The 15,502-nt window shown below is 67.3% G+C and carries 12 protein-coding genes and 1 other RNA gene; 8 read left to right on the forward strand and 5 right to left on the reverse strand.

The genetic code is table 11. The features are described 5' to 3' along the window. Positions 1-21: 21 nt before the first annotated feature. Complete coding sequence (locus MRS60_RS03125; RefSeq protein ID WP_243565200.1) at positions 22-5,277, reverse strand: autotransporter outer membrane beta-barrel domain-containing protein; 5,256 nt, start codon at positions 5,275-5,277, stop codon at positions 22-24. A gap of 640 nt (positions 5,278-5,917) precedes the next feature. Next, the gene (locus MRS60_RS03130; RefSeq protein ID WP_034182733.1) at positions 5,918-6,829 is read right to left on the reverse strand and encodes a class II glutamine amidotransferase; all 912 of its coding nucleotides are present in this window, start codon (positions 6,827-6,829) and stop codon (positions 5,918-5,920) included. 205 nt (positions 6,830-7,034) lie between these two features. Here MRS60_RS03130 and pyrC point away from each other — a divergent pair, with 205 nt between their 5' ends. The 3 genes from pyrC (at position 7,035) to rnpB (ending at position 9,398) form a co-directional block, all read left to right on the forward strand. Continuing rightward, positions 7,035-8,099 carry a dihydroorotase gene (gene pyrC / locus MRS60_RS03135; RefSeq protein ID WP_111015300.1) on the forward strand — a complete coding sequence of 355 codons (1,065 nt, stop codon included), beginning with the start codon at positions 7,035-7,037 and terminating at the stop codon, positions 8,097-8,099. Then, positions 8,096-8,974: a DUF3025 domain-containing protein gene (locus tag MRS60_RS03140; RefSeq protein WP_243565201.1), complete on the forward strand. Its 879-nt coding sequence runs from the start codon at positions 8,096-8,098 to the stop codon at positions 8,972-8,974. The genes pyrC and MRS60_RS03140 overlap by 4 nt, the downstream gene beginning before the upstream one ends. 12 nt (positions 8,975-8,986) lie before the next feature. Continuing rightward, an RNA gene (gene rnpB / locus MRS60_RS03145) (RNase P RNA component class A) lies at positions 8,987-9,398 on the forward strand. Between the two features lie 70 nt (positions 9,399-9,468). Here rnpB and MRS60_RS03150 read toward each other — a convergent pair. After that, positions 9,469-9,933, reverse strand: coding sequence for an OsmC family protein (locus MRS60_RS03150; RefSeq protein WP_072436316.1), 465 nt, complete (start codon positions 9,931-9,933; stop codon positions 9,469-9,471). Between the two features lie 431 nt (positions 9,934-10,364). Then, positions 10,365-10,670: a DUF1090 family protein gene (locus MRS60_RS03155; RefSeq protein ID WP_105389842.1), complete on the reverse strand. Its 306-nt coding sequence runs from the start codon at positions 10,668-10,670 to the stop codon at positions 10,365-10,367. A 311-nt stretch (positions 10,671-10,981) separates the two neighbouring features. Here MRS60_RS03155 and rplM point away from each other — a divergent pair, with 311 nt between their 5' ends. The 3 genes from rplM (at position 10,982) to erpA (ending at position 12,403) form a co-directional block, all read left to right on the forward strand. Next, on the forward strand, positions 10,982-11,410 hold the full coding sequence (rplM, locus tag MRS60_RS03160) for a 50S ribosomal protein L13 (RefSeq protein WP_009687896.1): 429 nt from the start codon (positions 10,982-10,984) through the stop codon (positions 11,408-11,410). 10 nt (positions 11,411-11,420) lie between these two features. Continuing rightward, positions 11,421-11,813, forward strand: coding sequence for a 30S ribosomal protein S9 (gene rpsI, locus MRS60_RS03165; protein ID WP_006476904.1), 393 nt, complete (start codon positions 11,421-11,423; stop codon positions 11,811-11,813). 218 nt (positions 11,814-12,031) lie between these two features. Continuing rightward, complete coding sequence (gene erpA, locus MRS60_RS03170) at positions 12,032-12,403, forward strand: iron-sulfur cluster insertion protein ErpA (protein WP_034182738.1); 372 nt, start codon at positions 12,032-12,034, stop codon at positions 12,401-12,403. 102 nt (positions 12,404-12,505) lie between these two features. Here the strand turns inward: erpA and MRS60_RS03175 are convergent, their stop codons facing one another. Next, positions 12,506-13,654 (reverse strand): anhydro-N-acetylmuramic acid kinase, encoded by a 1,149-nt coding sequence (locus MRS60_RS03175; RefSeq protein WP_243565202.1) that lies wholly within the window; start codon positions 13,652-13,654, stop codon positions 12,506-12,508. 142 nt (positions 13,655-13,796) lie between these two features. Between MRS60_RS03175 and tyrS the strand changes: the two genes are divergently transcribed. Beyond that, positions 13,797-15,038 carry a tyrosine--tRNA ligase gene (gene tyrS, locus MRS60_RS03180; protein ID WP_034182740.1) on the forward strand — a complete coding sequence of 414 codons (1,242 nt, stop codon included), beginning with the start codon at positions 13,797-13,799 and terminating at the stop codon, positions 15,036-15,038. Further along, positions 15,035-15,493 carry a D-aminoacyl-tRNA deacylase gene (dtd, locus tag MRS60_RS03185; protein WP_034182741.1) on the forward strand — a complete coding sequence of 153 codons (459 nt, stop codon included), beginning with the start codon at positions 15,035-15,037 and terminating at the stop codon, positions 15,491-15,493. The genes tyrS and dtd overlap by 4 nt, the downstream gene beginning before the upstream one ends. Positions 15,494-15,502 lie beyond the last annotated feature (9 nt).

Here is a 15,502-nt window from a genome sequence, read left to right on the forward strand (position 1 = left end):
GGCGGTTTTTTTTGTGCGCCGTTACCAGCTGTACCGGTAGCCGACCTGCCCGACGATGCCGCGCCGGTACGCGCCGCCGATGTTGCGCGCGATCTTCGCGTTCGCGTACAGCTCGCCCGACTTGCCGAAGCCCGCGGTCACGCCGACGCCGAGCTCGTACCACGTGCGGCCGAGATGCGTCGCGAACGGCGTGCCGCCGACGACGGTCTGGCCGGGCGACAGGAAGTCGTGCAGCACGTCGGCCGTGAAGTACGGCGTCGCGGCGCCGCCGCCCGAGTTCGCCTCGAGGTTCGGCCGGAAGATGCGCACGCCGACGCGGCCGCGCAGCGCATGCGTCGTCGTGCCCGACACGGCGGACACGTTGTCGTTGAACCCGTTGAGCTTCAGGTACTGGTACATCAGTTGCGCCTGCGGCTCGATCGCGATCGGCGTGCCGCCGATGCCGAACGGCTTGCCGACCTCCTGCGACAGCGCGATGCCGAAGCCGTTCTGCGACGCCTCGTTGCCGTAGCTGTCGCGATAGCGGTTGCCGTAGTGCGTGACCTGCCCGACGCTGTCGAAGTACGTGCCGTCCGTCAGGTAGCGCGTCCAGTAGCCGCCGACGCTCTGCGCATGCATCTCGACCGAGCCCGTCGACGTCGACAGGTTCGGCGAGTCGGCGCGCGCCATGTCGCTGAAGCTCGCGTTCGACACGCCGATGCTGGCCGTCACGCCTGCATGCGTGCTGCTGCCGCCGGGCGCCTGGTCGAGCGTCCAGTCCTTGCCGAACTGCGCGAAGAACGTGCGCTCGTCGGCCGCGAAGCGGCCCGCGTCCGCATCGAGGCTCTGGCCGCCGATGCGGCCCCACACGCCATCGCGGTTGCCGGGCTGCTGCTTGCCGAGGTTGTAGATGTCGCCGACGCGCTCGTGCAGCTTGCCGAGCGTCGAGAAGCCGTAGTCGGCGTTCAGTAGCGGCGTCAGTGAGTAGCCGGCGACGCCCGGACGATACGCGAGCGTGCCGCTGCCGCCATTTCCGCTGCCGCCGCCGGACGGGTGGATCGTCGGGTCGCCGGGGTCCGTCGGATCGAGCTGCGAGCGCAGGTACCAGCCGTTCGCGTCGCCCTGGCCGCCGCGATAGAGCCGGTATTCGTATGCGCCGGCCTGTACCGGGCCCGCGAGATGGAACGCCGACGCGGCGGTCGTGCCGCCGTTGGCCGTGACGACCACGGGAATCCCGTCGCCGGTCGTCTTCGCGCCGGTGCCGGCCGTGTTGGCGATCTTCAGGCCGGTCGTGCCGCTCGCGGCGCCGCCGTTCACGATCAGCCGGTCGGTCGGCGATGCATCGGCGCCGAGATACGTGTTGAGTGCGATCGTGCCGCCGTTGCCGATATAGCTGCCGGTCGTCAGCGTCTTGTAGCTGCCCGTGAGCGTCGGCGAGCCGGCCGGCGCGGCGAACGCGACCAGACCCGCGTTGTCCAGGCTGCTCAGCACCGAGCTGCCCGTCATGCGCCACGTGCTCGTGCCGTCGATCGTCAGCGCGACCGGATCGATCGTGCCGGTCAGCGTCGTGCCGTTCGCGAGGAACACGTTGCCGGTGCTCGACGCGTCGGAGACGATGTCGCCCGTGAGGTTCACCGCCGACGCGTTGAACGTCACGTTGCTGCCGTTCGCGAGGTTCAGCAGCGTACCGTTGCCGGCCGTCACGACCGTGCCGTTGCGCACCGCGATGTCGGCCGTGCCGCCGCGCGCGGCGAATGACGGCCCGGCGGCGGCCGTCACGCTGCCGCCGTCGACGAGCACCGAGCTCGTCGCGCCGTTCGCGAGCGTGTCGGACGTCAGCACGCCGGCCGTCGCGCCCTTGAGCGTCGTGCCGGTCAACGCGAGCACGCCGCCGCTGTCCGCGGTCGCGCCGTTGCCGGCCGCGCTGGCGATCGCCGATCCCGTATCGCCGATGCGGCCGCCGTTGCGCGCGACGACGCCGTCGGCCGCGGCACCCGATGCGGTGACTTTCGCGCCCGACAGCAGCGCCGTCGCGCCACCGTCCATGACGACCGCGTGCGCGCCGGCGCCCGTCGTCGCGACGGTCGTGCCGTTGGCCGTGAGCGTCGAATCCGCGCCCGATACGAACAGGCCGCGCGCGTTGGCGCCGGCGGTGCGGACGACCGTTGCCGCGTCGGTCGCGATGCGCGCGCCCGCGCCGGTCGATGCGAGGCCGTCGGCGCCATTGCCGGTGGTCGCGATCTGCGTGCCCGACAACGCGATCGCGGTGTTCGCGCCGAGGTTGCGGACCCCGCTGCCCGAGCCGCCGACCGCGATCGACGTCGCGCCGGCCGCGAGCCCGCCGCCCGATACGGTCGAGTCGATCAGCACGCCGTCGGCGCTGCCGTTCGCGACGACGGTGCCCGCGCCCGACAACGCGACCGATGCGCCGGCGCCCGTCAGGCGCACGCCCGCGATGCCATCGTCGGCTTCGATCGAACCCGTGTTGGCGAGCGTCGCCGACGCACCCTTCACGAGCGCGCCGGTGCCGTCGGCTACGCGGATCGTCGACGCGTTGTTCACCGTGCCGAGCGTGCCGGCCACGACGCCCGTCGAGCCGGCGCCCGTCAGCAGCACCGTGTCGCGGTTCTCGAGCGTGCCGAGGTTTTGCGCGACGAAGCCCGTCACGCCGGCGGTCGACGACGCGACGGCGGCGTCGTTGATCAGCGTCGTCGCGACCGGCGCGCCGGCATTCGCGCCGGCGAGGTCGTGCGCCTGGCCGTCGACGACGCCCGCGGTCGCGCCGGCCGCGTTCAGGTTGATCGTCGCGCCCGCATCGATCGTGCCCTTCGCGCCGCCTTCGACCGCGATCGCGATGCCGTTCGCGCCGTTGACGTTGTAGATTGCGTTGCCCGTCGACAGCGTGGTGCCGGCGTCGGTCGCGAGCACGCCGCGCGAATGCTGGCCGTTGACGTCGGTCGTCAGCGCGCCGGCTGCCGACCTGCCCGTGTAGGTCGCGCCGCCCGCGACACGGAACAGCGTCGAGTCGTCGGTGTCGACGCTGAGGCGCCGCGCGGCGACGTTGATCTTCGAGCCCGCGCCATACGCGTAGAAGCCGATCTGGTTCGTGCCCGACATGAAGGCCGGCACCGCGTTCGCGCCGACGTCGATCGTCGCGCCCGAGCGCGCGTGCACGCCGATCGCGCCGGTGCCCGTCAGGTTGAGCGCGCCGTCGAGCGTGGCCTTCGCGAGCGGCCCTTCGGCCCAGACGCCGTAGTTGCGCGTGCCCGAGGCCGGATCGAGGCCGCCGGCCACGTTGATCGTGCCGGTCGACGTCACGACCGTCGCTTTCGTGCCGGTCCCGACGACCATGATGCCGATGCCGTTCACGCCGTTCAGCGTGATCGTGCCCGTGTTGGTCACGGTCGCGGCGCTATCGGCCGCAAGCATGCCGACGTTCGCGAGCGGCGTGCCGGGCGCCGCGCCGTTGACGACGATCGAGCCCGCGTTGGTCAGCGTGCCGGACGACGAGCCGATGCTCGCCAGCGCGGCGCCGTTCTGCGTCTGCGAGCCGATCACGATCGTGCCGAGGTTGCTCGCGGTGCCCGATGCGCCGAGCAGGATGCCGTACGCATGCGCGGACAGTGCGACGTCGTTCGCGGCCTCCGGCGACGCGGCGTCATACTGGGCCGCGCGGCCGAGGTAGATCGTGCCGCCGGCTTCGTTCGTGAAGCTGCCGCCGGCGACGAGGCCGCCGATCACCTGGCTGTCGAGCGTCGTCGCGTTGACGCCGACGTTGATCGTGCCGGTGTTCGACCCGCTCGCGCCGTCCGTCGCGGCCACCGCGTAGTTCTGCAGGTCGGGGCGATTGCCGACGAGGTTCCACGCGCCGACGTTCATCACGCCGTTGTTGACGAACGTCGTGCCCGCGCCATTCGCGTATACGCCGTTGCCTTCCGTGTACGCGTTGAAGCCGAAATTGCCCGGCTGCGCGCTGCCGCCCGTGTTGAAGTTGTCGCCGGACGCATACCCGGACGAGATCGCGCCGTTGTTGACGCCGCTTGCGCCGGTCAGCAGGCGCACGAGCGTGAAGTCGCCCGACAGGCGGCCGTCGTTGACGAAGCGCGCGCCGTTTTCCGCGAGGACCGCCGAGCTGGAGTCGATCGTATCGGTGCCGCGGAAGTCGATCTGGCCGTCCTTGCCGATGTGCAGCGTCGCATTCGCGCCGGTGCCGTGCATCACCGACAGGTGATCGATCGGCAGCGTGTTCTTGTCGCCCGCGGATACGTTGTTCGCGTACTGGAAGGTTTGCTGCGAGAACGTGACGGCCTGGCCGAACGCGCTGTCGTAGGCTGCTTGCGAGCCGAGCGCACCGCTTTGCACCGAGCGCACCAGAAAGTCGTTGTAGGCGGCCAGCGACGCGGCATCGGTGACGTTCCAGGCGCTGCCGTCGAACGCGGTGAATTTGCCCGCGTAGGCCGGCACGTCGAGCCGGATGCTGCCGACCGGGCCGCCGCTCGCGAGATAGTCGCCGGTGCCGAGCCAGATCTGGTTGCGCGAATTCCAGTTGACGACGCTTTTCGCCGAGCCCGTACCGTCCGCGAAGGTCAGGTCGGTCTGCTTCGGCGCGATCGAGATCGCGTTGCCGGCCGCGTCGGGCGCGTTCGCCGGATTGCCGATCGACACGTTCAGCGTGCCGCCGGAGTTGTCGACGGTGCCGATCCGCGTGTTGACGTACTGGTTGCCGTTCACGTCATGGTAGACGGGCACGTTGGTCGAGCCGGCCGTCGACGCGGAGAACGCGGACGAGTTGTAGGTGGCGACCGACGTCCGGGTGTCCGTGATCGAATCGGGCGTGCTGATGCTCTGCGTCTTGCCGCCGAGCGACAGCAGCGGCTGGTTCGGGTTGCCCGAGACGACGGTCGCGCTGCCGATCGGCGTGAGGGTGTAGCCGGGGTCGCCGCCGGCGCCGGTCCATGCACCCGTCACGCCGACCGTGTCGCCGCCCGACACGGTGGTTGCGCCGGCCAGGTTGTCGTTGACGGTCGGGCTGAAACTGCCGAGCGCGCAGGTGCCGCCGCTCGCGACGGCCGCGCCGCTGCCGCAGGTCGATGCGTACGCGGAGCCGGCCGACAGCGCGGCCAGCGCGGCGCCGAGCGCGGCGACGCGAAGCGGCGACCGGCGTGTTGCCGTGTGTGCAGCGCCGCGGCTTGCGCCGGATTCGCCGCCCGAGCGCTTGCCGCGCGCCCGTGCCGTTTCCGCAACCGCGACCCAGCAGCCGGCGGTTTCGCTCCATATCGATCGAAATGAGTGATTCACGACAAGCCCCTCTCTCTTTTTTTGAAGTGGTATTCACCGCGGTGCAGTGAAATCGCAATCCGCGGTGGAGTAATGGCCTGAATGGACGTGCAGCGGCCGTGGCCGTTTCTGCGCCAATCGTGATTCGTTACACCGAGGATGGGAGGAGTCTAATGATCGGAAGGGTGGCCGATTGTCAAAAAAATAATGAATGTGGCAATAATGCCGACTTCATTCGGTATTTTTTGATTGTGTGATGAATCGAACTGAAAGCCTTTGTGGGTAAGGGTTTGGGTGGTTTTGTCAGCGTGGGCGCGTGATTGCCGGATCGGTGGGGTGGCGCACGGTTCGCATCGGGGTGGTGCGTTAGAATGCGGTTTCCGGATTATATGTGCTCCGGATTTTCGGATTTATTTATTTCGGATTTGAGTTATTTTCGCTTGGAAATTAATAAAATCAAGCGAATGTTGTGTCGCATTGAATCGATATGCCGGAATGTAGTCCGGATGAAACGAAACCGGCACGCGGCAGGCGATTTTCCCCGACGGTGAAAGCCGTACGCATCGCGTGCGCACGAAATCGCCCGCCACGCCCGAACGTTGCGGACGACGGTCTCGCCGTGCGGGAATTGGAAAGCGGGAAGGGCGCCGGCGCGCGGCGCTCAGAAGTCGATCGCGTCGTCGGAATCGCCGTCGGCGGCGGTGGCGAGCGCTTCGCGTGATTCGCGCGGTGCCGAGGCCGACGCGTCGAGCGCCGGATTGCGCAGCTTCTCGAGCACGCGTTCGGGCACCGGGATCTGCATCCGCGCGGCGACGTCGCCGCACTGGAACATGATCAGCTCGCCCGGCTCGAACGCGGTCCAGACCTCGTTGTCGGTGAGCGGCTGCGTCGCGATCACCGCGACACGATCCTCGGGCGTCGTGTATTTCGCGAAGTCGATCGACAGGTCTTCGTCGACGAGATGCGCGGTCGAGAACGGCCAGCGCCGCACGAGGTAGTGCAGCCGTGTCGAGCAGTGCGCGAAGAGCGCCTGGCCGTTCGACATCAGGAAGTTGAACACGCCGTGATCGGTGATGCCGCGCGTGAGCTCGCCGACGCGTTCGAACAGTTCCGGCAGCGGCGGCTGCGCGCCGGGAAATGCCTCGCGCAGCCCCTGCATCAGCACGCAGAACGCCTGTTCGCTGTCGGTCGTGCCGACCGGGTGGTAGACGCTGCCGTCCATGTTCGGCGCGTAGTCCTGCAGGTCGCCGTTATGCGCGAAGATCCAGTGCCGGCCCCACAGCTCGCGCATGAACGGATGGCTGTTCTCGAGCAGGATGTGCCCTTGCGTCGCCTTGCGGATGTGCGCGATCGTGTTCTTGGACTTGATCGGGTAGCGCTTCACCATTTCGGCGATCGGCGAGGTAGCCGATGCCTGGTGATCGATGAACAGGCGGCAGGCCTTGTCTTCGAAGAACGCGATGCCCCAGCCGTCGGCATGGTGATCGGTGAGCCCGCCCCGGGCCGCGAAACCTGTGAAGGAGAATGTGACGTCCGTCGGCGCGGCGCAGTTCATTCCTAGGAGTTGGCACATTTTACTTGGGGCGGCAGGCAGAAGCGGGGGGTAACGAACCGGGCGAACCCCGGTACAATGCGGCTTCTAGCATATCACCGAGCCCTGAGCGGTAAAAAGCGGATTCCGCTGGCCAAAGGCCTCGTGTTGCGGTTTGCCGTCAGTCGGCCCGCGCACGCGTGTTCCGGCCCCGCTGATGGCCAGTCCGTTCCTCACGACGCCTCCTATGACTGCCTCGAACGCTTCCTCCCCGGCGACGCTTTCGCTCGCCCGTCCCGACGACTGGCACCTGCACCTGCGAGACGGCGACATGCTGGCCGCCGTGCTGCCGCACACCGCGCGCCAGTTCGGCCGCGCGATCGTCATGCCGAACCTGAAGCCGCCGGTGACGACCACCGCACAGGCGCAGGCCTATCGCGAGCGCATCCTCGCCGCGCTGCCGGCCGGGATGACGTTCGAACCGCTGATGACGCTGTACCTGACCGACAACACGCCGCCCGACGAAATCCGCCGCGCGCGCGAAAGCGGCTTCGTGCACGGCGTGAAGCTGTATCCGGCAGGCGCTACGACGAACTCGGACCACGGCGTCACCGATCTCGCGAAATGCGCGAAGACGCTCGAGGCGATGCAGGAAACGGGCATGCCGCTGCTCGTGCACGGCGAGGTGACCGATGCGTCGATCGACCTGTTCGACCGCGAGAAGGTCTTCATCGACCGCGTGATGACGCCGCTGCGCCGCGATTTCCCGGGCCTGAAGGTCGTGTTCGAGCACATCACGACGAAGGACGCGGCCGACTACGTGCGCGATGCCGACGCGGCGCCCGGCCTGCTCGGCGCGACGATCACCGCGCATCACCTGCTGTACAACCGCAACGCGCTGTTCGTCGGCGGGATTCGCCCGCACTACTACTGCCTGCCCGTGCTGAAGCGCGAGACGCATCGCGTCGCGCTGGTCGAGGCCGCGACCTCGGGCAACCCGCGCTTCTTCCTCGGTACCGACAGCGCACCGCATGCGCGCGGCGCGAAGGAAACCGCGTGCGGCTGCGCAGGCTGCTACACGGCGCTGCACGCGCTCGAACTGTATGCGGAAGCGTTCGACCACGCCGGCGCGCTCGACAAGCTGGAAGGCTTTGCGAGCTTCTTCGGCGCCGATTTCTACGGGCTGCCGCGCAGCGCCGAGACGGTCACGCTGCGCCGCGAGGCGTGGGAACTGCCGCGCGAGATCTTCGCGGGCGACACGCCGGTCGTGCCGCTGCGCGGCGGCGAGACGATCGGCTGGAAACTCGCGTGAGCGGCGCGCCGCCGCGCGGAGCCGGCCACACGGCCGGCAGCGGGGCGGCGGATTGCGCGCGGATCGACTGGTCCGCGCCGTGGCTTGCACAGTACGCGGAGCCCGGCCGCGCCGCGCAGGCGGCCGCACGGGCGGGCGATGCCGCGCTGCTCGACGCGCTGAACGGCGTTTTGCGCGACGGCGGGCGCATCAGCGGTCGCGGCAGGCCGCTGCGATTCGTGCCGCAGGCCGAACTGCCGCCTGGTGTCGCGTACGAGACCCATATTGCCGACACCGGCGGCGTGCCGACCCGCCACAATCTTCACGACTTCTTCAATGCGCTCGTCTGGTTCGCGTATCCGCACATCAAGGCCGCGTTGAACGCGCGCCAGGCCGCCGCGATCGACGCGGCGGGCGGCGTCGGGCCTGTGCGCGGCACGCTGCGCGATGCGCTCACGCTGTTCGACGAGAATGCCGCGCTGTTCGTGACGGCCGACCGCGCGCTCGTCGATGCGCTGCGCGGCTTCGACTGGCAGCGGCTGCTGGTCGCCGCACGCGACGCGTGGGGCACGCGCTGCGAAGCGCGGCTCGTCGGCCATGCGCTGCTCGAGAAGCTCGTCGCGCCTTACAAGTCCTGCACGGCGCACACGTGGATCGTCGAAGTGAGCGCCGACTATTTTTCGTGGCCCGACGCGCAGCGCACTGCGCATGTCGATGCGCGTGTCGCCGCCGAACTCGCGACGCGCGAGTTGACGAGCCGCGATTTCTCGCCGCTTCCGGTGCTCGGCGTGCCGGGCTGGTGCGACGCGAATGCCGGCGCCGCGTTCTACGACGATCCGGCCGTATTCCGCAGCGGTCGCCGCACGCGCGCAGCCGGCGGCGGCGCGCAGTGCTAGAATGCGCGTCGCAAAGCAGGCCAGGCAGTCGCGGCCTCGCCGCCTTCGGGCGCGCGGGGGCGAGGAAAGTCCGGACTCCACAGGGCAGGGTGATGGCTAACGGCCATCCGTGGCGACACGCGGAACAGGGCAACAGAAAGCAAACCGCCGATGGCCCGGCGCAAGCCGGGATCAGGTAAGGGTGAAACGGTGCGGTAAGAGCGCACCGCGGCGACGGCGACGTTCGCCGGCACGGTAACCTCCACCCGGAGCAATTCCAAGTAGGCAGGCGCGCATCTTCGGATGCAGGACGGGGCCCCCGTCTCGTCTGCGGGTAGGAAGCTTGAGCGCGTCAGCAATGGCGCGCCTAGAGGAATGGCTGCCACGCGCTGTGCGCTTCGGCGCGCAGCGTGCACAGAATCCGGCTTATCGGCCTGCTTTGCCATTCGAATGCGAAAGGGCCGGCGTCTCCTTGCGGAGCGCCGGCCCTTTTTTCGTGCGCGAGCGCCGTGCGTTCAGGCGGCGACGATGTCGAACGAATGCGTGAGTTCGGCCGTCTTCGCGATCATGATCGACGCGGAGCAGTACTTGTCGTGCGACAGGTTGATCGCGCGTTCGACCGTGGCCGGGTTCAGGTTGCGGCCGGTGACGGTGAAGTGGAAGTGCACCTTCGTGAACACCTTCGGGTCTTCGCTCGCGCGTTCGGCCTTCAGCGTGACCGAGCAGCCGGTGACTTCCTGGCGGCTCTTCTTCAGGATCAGCACGACGTCATAGGCCGTGCAGCCGCCGGTGCCGAGCAGCACCATTTCCATCGGGCGCGGCGCGAGATTATGGCCGCCGCCTTCGGGCGCGCCGTCCATCGTGACGAGATGCCCGCTTCCGGTCTGGGCCGAAAACGCCATGCCGTCCTGACCCATCCAGCTTACTTTGCATTCCATGCTTGCACTCCAGCGTTGCCTGATTCGGATTCGATCCGGCATTGTAGCCCGCAGCGCTTCGGTCGGCTGATGCGGTGCACGACGTGCAGCACCGGAGCCGCGCGAGCGGTGCGCGACAGCGTGCCGAGCGGCGATTTCCCTGTTGTTTTTAGGGGTTTTACTCTAGGTGCGGGCTATCTTCGCTCGCCTTGGCCGGAGTCATGTGATTGATTTTAAACATGAAATTGAATTTTTCTGCCAATCGTCCGAAATTTCGCATTATGGTTTTTGATTTCGCAATGCAAATTTTCTTGTGAAGCCGGTGGTGCGTTCGTATAATGAGCCTCATTGGTTGTCGCGCTGCGGCAACCTCCGAATGTCTCCTCCACCCTCCTCCTAAGGTGGATTAAGCCCGAACCAGCCGTTCGGGCTTTTTTTCGTCCCATGCAAACATCGGCGCGCGGCTTGCGCGCCCCGGCATCCCCCGACAATCATTACGCAGGCTGCCGTGCGGCCGGCTGCGATGTCGCGTCGGGCGGTGTGCCGCGCAAGCGTGCGTCGGGTGCCGGCGCGGTCACGGCCGACGCATGGCCGTGGCCGCGTGCGCAGAAGTGGCGGACGCGTTCGCGCACCGCACGCAGGCGGGCGACGCGATCCTCGGCATGGGCGGTCCGGGCTTCGGCAATGCGCGCATCGAGCGCGTCGAGCTTGGCTTCGCAGCCGACCTGGGCGGCGACGGCAGGCGCCGCGGCGGCCAGCAGCGCGGCCGCGAAGAAGGGCGTAAGTCGTTGTTTCATCATGCTTGTTTGTTGTTTTCCGTATTCGGCCGGTCTGGCGCGGCAAGGTCATGTGCCGCGCGTCGATGGGTGCCTCCCCGGGCGCTCGGATCGCCTGGCTTGTCGGGGCACGACCGAATTTTCGCCCATTTCGGGCGCCGCGGACACGGGACGTGGATTCCCTTTGACCGCGTTGCCGTATTTCCTTTATAATTCAGGGCTTTTCCGCATTCATGCCCACGGAAAAAGAACAGGGAGAGCCTGCACCGCGCCTCGAAGCGCACACAGACAAGCAGGAAGAACACATCGGGCAAAGCATTTTTTTTGGATCGATCATGAAGACGTTTTCCGCAAAAGCCCATGAGGTGACGCGCGAATGGTACGTGATTGACGCGACGGATAAGGTTCTCGGCCGTGTTGCCAGCGAAGTGGCACGCCGTCTGCGCGGCAAGCACAAGCCTGAGTTCACCCCGCACGTCGACACTGGTGATTTCATCATCATCATCAACGCGAGCAAGTTGAAGGTCACGGGCAACAAGACGCTGGACAAGAAGTACTACCGTCACTCGGGCTACCCGGGCGGTATCTATGAAACGACGTTCGGCAAGATGCAGGAACGCTTCCCGGGCCGCGCGCTCGAGAAGGCGGTCAAGGGCATGCTGCCGAAGGGCCCGCTCGGCTACGCGATGATCAAGAAGCTGAAGGTCTACGCAGAAGCGACGCATCCGCATTCGGCTCAACAGCCGAAGGCGCTCGAGATCTAAGGGGACCCACATGATCGGTAACTGGAACTACGGTACGGGCCGCCGCAAGAGCGCAGTCGCACGTGTCTTCATCAAGGCTGGCAAGGGCGACATCATCGTCAACGGCAAGCCCATCGCTGACTACTTCTCGCGCGAAACGTCGCTGATGATCGTGCGTCAACCGCTGGAACTCACGAACCACGGCCAGACGTTCGACATCAAGGTGAACGTGAACGGCGGCGGTGAAACGGGTCAGGCAGGCGCAGTGCGCCACGGCATCACCCGTGCACTGATCGACTACGATGCGACGCTGAAGCCGTCGCTGTCGAGCGCAGGCTTCGTGACGCGCGATGCGCGTGAAGTCGAGCGTAAGAAGGTCGGTCTGCGCAAGGCACGCCGCGCCAAGCAGTTCTCGAAGCGTTAATTCCGCTTCATGGCCGCACCGCTTTCGGGCGGCGTCCGCCGGAAAAACCGCCAGCTTTCGCGCTGGCGGTTTTTTTATGCCCGCTGCGAGGCCCGTGCTGCGGCGGCTCGCACGGGCAGGTTTGATGAAATCGACAAGAACCTATTGATTTCATGGACTTCAGCACGATCTTCTGATCGGCCCTACAATAGCGGCTAAAGCTTCTTGGAGAGTTCGCAATGAACGCTGTTACCGAATCCGCAGCAACGACGACCGAAATGCCGCTTCCGTTCGTCTTTACCGACGCAGCGGCCGACAAGGTCAAGCAACTGATCGACGAAGAGGGCAATCCCGACCTGAAGCTGCGCGTGTTCGTGCAGGGTGGCGGCTGCTCCGGCTTCCAGTACGGCTTTACGTTCGACGAGGAAGTCAACGAGGACGACACCGTGATGAACAAGAACGGTGTCCAGCTCCTGATCGACTCGATGAGCTACCAGTATCTGGTCGGCGCCGAGATCGACTACAAGGACGACATCAACGGCGCCCAGTTCGTGATCAAGAACCCGAACGCGACCACCACCTGCGGGTGCGGTTCGTCGTTCTCGGTCTGAGCGCACGACAGATCAGCGCCGGTTCGCCGGAATGAAAAACGGGGCATGAAGCCCCGTTTTTTTATGCCCGTGCGCGGCGCCTGCCGGGCGGCAGGCTTTGCGTCAGCCCGGATAGAGCGCGCCGAGCACGCGGTGGCCGGCCGCACCGGTGACCGTCGCGAGATTGCCGGGCTGGCGCGCGGTGAAGCGGTACGCGAGCCACGCGAACGCGAGCGCCTCGACCTGTTGCGGCGGCACGCCGAGCGCGGCCGTCGTATCGACCGTGGCCGGCACGCCGGCCTCGCGCAGCGCGTGCCGGAGCGCGTCGAGCAGCACCGGATTGCGTGCACCGCCGCCGCACACGAAGACGGCCTTGCAGCCGGGTGCGTGCTGCGCGATCTCCCGTGCGACCGAGACCGCGGTGAGTGCCGTGAGGGTTGCCTGCACGTCCTCCGGCGCGACCTGCGCGAACGCGGCGAGCTTCGCGTCGAGCCACGCGGGATTGAACAGGTCGCGTCCGGTGCTTTTCGGCGGCGGCGCGGCGAAATACGGTTCGTCGAGCAGCGCATCGAGCAGCGGCACGTGTACGGTGCCGCGCGCGGCGAACTTGCCGCCGTCGTCGTAAGGCTTGCCCAGATGGCGGGTCGCCCACGCGTCGATCAGCGCATTCGCGGGGCCGCAGTCGAAGCCGCGCACGTTGCCGCCTTCGCCGGGCAGAATCGTGATGTTGCTGATCCCGCCGAGATTACAGACGACGCGCGTCTCGCCCGGCGCACCGAACACCGTCGCATGGAACGCCGGCGCGAGCGGCGCGCCGTGGCCGCCGGCAGCCACGTCGCGGCTGCGGAAATCGGCGATCACATCGACATGGGTCAGCTCGGCGAGCAGCGCCGGGTTGTTGAGTTGCCGCGTATAGCCGCGTTCGGGGCGATGGCGCACCGTCTGGCCGTGCACGCCGATCGCGCGAATCTCGTCGCGCGACAGCCCCGCGGTGCGCTGCAATTCGTGGCAGCACACCGCGTAGCGCGTGACGAGCGCGTTCGCCGCGAGCGATTCGCGGTCGATCTCGTTGTCGCCGGGCTGCTGCAGCGCGAACAGCGCGTCGCGCAGCGATTGCGCGAAACCGACGAACGCTTCCGCGAGCACGGCCGGCGCCTTGCCGGCCTCGAAACGCACGGCGACGCCGTCGACGCCGTCCATGCTGGTTCCCGACATCAGCCCGAAGTAGATGCCGTCGGCCGGATGGACGTTTTGCGGCTGTCGTTGCGGCACGTTGGGTTCTCCTGGATCGTACGGCGCGGGCCCGTGCCGCGCACCTTGCGCCCGATTATCCGCGCAACGTGACGCGCCGTTAAGCGATGCGCGCGCAAGTTATGGGAAAATCCCTGTTTTTGCGACATTCTTCCTGGCACCGATGAGCACCGAACCCAGTTCCAAGCCCGTTTTCCCGATCACCGACGAAGTCCGGCATGCGCTCGCCGTCACGAAGCGCGGCGTCGACGAGCTGCTGATCGAGGAGGAGTTCGCGCAGAAGCTCGCGCGCAGCGCGGCCACCGGCACGCCGCTTCGCATCAAGCTCGGCCTCGACCCGACCGCGCCCGACATCCACATCGGCCACACGGTCGTGCTGAACAAGATGCGTCAGCTGCAGGACCTCGGCCACACGGTGATCTTCCTGATCGGCGATTTCACGTCGCTGATCGGCGATCCGTCGGGCCGCAACGCGACGCGCCCGCCGCTCACGCGTGAGCAGATCGAGTCGAACGCGAAGACCTACTTCGAGCAGGCCGCACTCGTGCTCGATCGCGAAAAGACCGAGATCCGCTACAACAGCGAATGGTCGATGCCGCTCGGCGCGGACGGGATGATCAAGCTCGCGTCGCGCTACACGGTCGCGCGGATCCTCGAGCGCGAGGACTTCACGAAGCGCTTCCAGGGCGGCGTGCCGATCTCGATCCACGAATTCCTGTACCCGCTGATGCAGGGCTACGATTCGGTCGCGCTGAACGCCGATCTCGAACTCGGCGGCACCGACCAGAAGTTCAACCTGCTGGTCGGCCGCGAACTGCAGAAGCAGTACGGCCAGGAACAGCAGTGCATCCTGACGATGCCGCTGCTCGAAGGCCTCGACGGCGTCGAGAAGATGTCGAAGTCGAAGGGCAACTACGTCGGCATCAGCGAGAAGCCGACCGACATGTTCGGCAAGCTGATGAGCATCTCGGATACGCTGATGTGGCGTTACTTCGAACTGCTGTCGTTCCGCAGCATGGACGAGATCGTCGGCTTCAAGCGCGAAGCCGAAGGCGGCCGTAACCCGCGCGACTTCAAGGTGCTGCTCGCGCAGGAAATCGTCGCGCGCTTCCATTCGCAGGCCGACGCCGAGCGTGCGCTCGAAGACTTCAACCACCGCGCGAAGGGCGGCGTGCCGGACGACATTCCGTCGGTCACGCTCGCGGGCGCACCGCTGGCGATCGGCCAGTTGCTGAAGCAGGCCGGCCTCGTGCCGTCGACGAGCGAAGCGCTGCGCAACATCGAGCAGGGCGGCGTGAAGATCGACGGCGCGACCGTGTCGGACAAGGGCCTGAAGGTCGAGGCCGGCGAGTTCGTCGTGCAGGTCGGCAAGCGTCGCTTCGCGCGCGTCACGCTGACCGCATGATCGCGCTGATCCAGCGCGTGAAGCGCGCCGACGTGCGCGTCGGCGACCGCACGACGGGCGAGATCGGCGCGGGCCTGCTCGCGCTGGTCTGCGCGGAGCGCGGCGACACCGACGCGGCGGCCGACAAGCTGCTGGCGAAGATGCTCGGCTACCGCGTGTTCAGTGACGCGGCCGGCAAGATGAACCTACCGGTGTCGAATATCGACGGCGCGGGTCGCGCAGGCGGCCTGCTGCTCGTGTCGCAGTTCACGCTGGCGGCCGATACCAACAGCGGGCTGCGCCCGAGCTTCACGCCGGCCGCGCCGCCCGACGAAGGCGCGCGGCTGTTCGACTATTTCGTCGCGGCCGCGCGGGCGCGCCATCCCGTCGTCGAGACGGGCGAGTTCGGCGCCGACATGCAGGTATCGCTCGTCAACGACGGCCCCGTGACGTTCTGGCTGCAAGTGCGGCCCTGATGCTTCCCC

The sequence above is a fragment of the Burkholderia pyrrocinia genome (genome assembly GCF_022809715.1).
In the GTDB taxonomy this organism is placed as follows: domain Bacteria; phylum Pseudomonadota; class Gammaproteobacteria; order Burkholderiales; family Burkholderiaceae; genus Burkholderia; species Burkholderia pyrrocinia_C.

What these genes read in the sequence shown, in the direction of transcription:
- MRS60_RS03130 (WP_034182733.1), bottom strand. Translation starts at nt 6,829, where the DNA reads ATGTGCCAACTCCTAGGAATGAACTGCGCCGCGCCGACGGACGTCACA.
- pyrC (WP_111015300.1), top strand. Translation starts at nt 7,035, where the DNA reads ATGACTGCCTCGAACGCTTCCTCCCCGGCGACGCTTTCGCTCGCCCGT.
- MRS60_RS03150 (WP_072436316.1), bottom strand. Translation starts at nt 9,933, where the DNA reads ATGCCGGATCGAATCCGAATCAGGCAACGCTGGAGTGCAAGCATGGAA.
- MRS60_RS03155 (WP_105389842.1), bottom strand. Translation starts at nt 10,670, where the DNA reads ATGATGAAACAACGACTTACGCCCTTCTTCGCGGCCGCGCTGCTGGCC.
- rplM (WP_009687896.1), top strand. Translation starts at nt 10,982, where the DNA reads ATGAAGACGTTTTCCGCAAAAGCCCATGAGGTGACGCGCGAATGGTAC.
- rpsI (WP_006476904.1), top strand. Translation starts at nt 11,421, where the DNA reads ATGATCGGTAACTGGAACTACGGTACGGGCCGCCGCAAGAGCGCAGTC.
- erpA (WP_034182738.1), top strand. Translation starts at nt 12,032, where the DNA reads ATGAACGCTGTTACCGAATCCGCAGCAACGACGACCGAAATGCCGCTT.
- tyrS (WP_034182740.1), top strand. Translation starts at nt 13,797, where the DNA reads ATGAGCACCGAACCCAGTTCCAAGCCCGTTTTCCCGATCACCGACGAA.
- dtd (WP_034182741.1), top strand. Translation starts at nt 15,035, where the DNA reads ATGATCGCGCTGATCCAGCGCGTGAAGCGCGCCGACGTGCGCGTCGGC.